This is a genomic window from Leptospira ainazelensis (assembly GCF_016918785.1).
Lineage (GTDB): Bacteria > Spirochaetota > Leptospiria > Leptospirales > Leptospiraceae > Leptospira > Leptospira ainazelensis.
Map to the genome: position 1 here is coordinate 1 of NZ_JAFFPT010000050.1, position 1,821 is coordinate 1,821.

Annotated in this window: 3 protein-coding genes; all 3 read left to right on the forward strand. The window is 35.7% G+C overall.

Annotation, left to right across the window (positions count from 1 at the left end):
* Window positions 1-164 precede the first annotated feature (164 nt).
* Window positions 165-833, forward strand: a complete 669-nt coding sequence (locus JWG44_RS12690) for a hypothetical protein (protein WP_205275333.1) — start codon at window positions 165-167, stop codon at window positions 831-833.
* Window positions 834-1,134: 301 nt separating this feature from the next.
* Window positions 1,135-1,395 carry a type II toxin-antitoxin system HicA family toxin gene (locus tag JWG44_RS12695; RefSeq protein ID WP_205275334.1) on the forward strand — a complete coding sequence of 87 codons (261 nt, stop codon included), beginning with the start codon at window positions 1,135-1,137 and terminating at the stop codon, window positions 1,393-1,395.
* A complete protein-coding gene (locus tag JWG44_RS12700) occupies window positions 1,392-1,748 on the forward strand; it encodes a type II toxin-antitoxin system HicB family antitoxin (RefSeq protein ID WP_205275335.1) in 357 nt (118 codons plus the stop codon). Before JWG44_RS12695 ends, JWG44_RS12700 begins: the two co-directional genes overlap by 4 nt.
* Window positions 1,749-1,821 lie beyond the last annotated feature (73 nt).

Sequence of the window (1,821 nt, forward strand, 5' to 3'; positions counted from 1 at the left end):
TCGCTCGAACCTCGTGCCAACCGCATCGCGCACAGGCGCTTGCGGACGCAACGTCGAGAAGCCTCTTTCGTTAGACGACATAGTCGCTTAAATTAATGGTTCCAATATTTATGAGCTACATTTGCGATCTAATTTTATCTGCATTCAAAAGCGTTCTTACAATAATGTTTAACGCTACGATTTCATTTTTACTTCTTTGGGGCATATGGAGAATATATTTAGCGTTTCTCAGATTATCTGATTTTTTCCGAACAGAAGTAAAATTAGATAAGTATTCCGTTGAAAATGGAAAAATTAGAGCCACAGAATATGGGATTGAGCAATTGAATGAAATTAAATCATATTCAGAAGAAATTATGGCATTATATCCAGAATTTTATTCGAAAGTAGATCCATATATAACTAACTCGCAATATAGATTAAAAAGTTTAATAATTGATAGAAGTAATACAATTATAGATGCGCACTTAGATCCTATTTCTGGAAAATCTTCTAAGAATATTAAGGAAACAGCAGCTAGATTAGTATTTTCTCTAAATCTTATAGGTGAAATTAAAGTTCTTTCATATCTTTGTCAATCAGAGGATCGAAAATTCAGGGAAGAATTTATTCAATTAAGAAAATATAAACCTTTTAAAAAGATTTCTAAAAGGGAAATTCGCAAAATTTACAAGGATTTTTTTGATCTAATTTCATATACCAGCGCTCATTTAGGATCTACAAAGTTTCAAGCGTTAAAAACTCATTATCTATTTATTAGTAATCGCATTATCAGCTACGGTTATTTATTTAGTATTGACACGATGCTTAAAAATATAGTTGGAAAAGACTAATTTTTTCTGTTAGTAGCCACATTTCGACTAACTTCGGCTTCTCACTCCGTTCGCGACTCACGGTTCCCGCTCGCGCTCACTCCGGCCTTCGGCACATTGCTTTGTCACTTCGGTTCGCGAGACGGCGCTAAGGCGCCTCGAACCTCGTGCCAACCGCGTCGCGCACAAGCGCTTGCGGCCGCAACGTCGAGAAGCCTCTTTCGTTAGCCGAAATGTGGCTAAGTTCGATTTTGGCAATTTAAAAGAGTTGATGTAACTAAATAATAGTTGCATTCCAAAAATTAAATTCGATAATGGATATGTGTCAAAAGGCGAAAAATTAGCACAAAGATTCGTAGGAAAACCAAAAGATTTTTCTTATGATGAACTTAGAAAGCTACTTTCTGGTTTTGGATATATTGAAGACAATTCAGGGAAATCTTCTGGTTCGAGAGTTGCTTGGATTCATTCGGAAACAAAACATATTATAAGACTTCATAAGCCTCATCCTAAAAATATTTTGAAGTCATATCAGATAAATCAAATTTTAGATGAATTAAGATCGGAGGGCTACATAACATGAAAGATATTATTGAGTATAACGGCTTTTTAGGCTCCGTTCATTTTGATGCGGATGATGAAGTATTTTTTGGAAAAATAGAAGGAATTGAAGATTTAGTTTCTTTTGAAGGCGAATCAGTTAAGCAATTGAAAAAGGCATTTCAAGAATCAGTAGATGATTATTTAGTTTTATGTAAAAAAGCTAAAAAAAGTCCGGAGAAATCATTTAAGGGTTCCTTTAATGTTCGCATACCAACTGAACTTCATAGACGCGTCTATAGAAAATCTGTAAGAGAGGGGATTTCTTTAAATCAATTAGTTCAAAGAGCTTTAGAAAAAGAGATTACGGATCTTAAAACGCCACACTTCGGCTAACTTCGGCTTCTCACTCCGTTCGCGACTCACGGTTCCCGCTCGCGCTCACTTCGGGCTAAAGCCACATTGCTTT

Excerpts from the sequence above, each read along its gene's own strand:
- JWG44_RS12690 (WP_205275333.1), top strand. The coding sequence starts at position 165 with ATGTTTAACGCTACGATTTCATTTTTACTTCTTTGGGGCATATGGAGA.
- JWG44_RS12700 (WP_205275335.1), top strand. The coding sequence starts at position 1,392 with ATGAAAGATATTATTGAGTATAACGGCTTTTTAGGCTCCGTTCATTTT.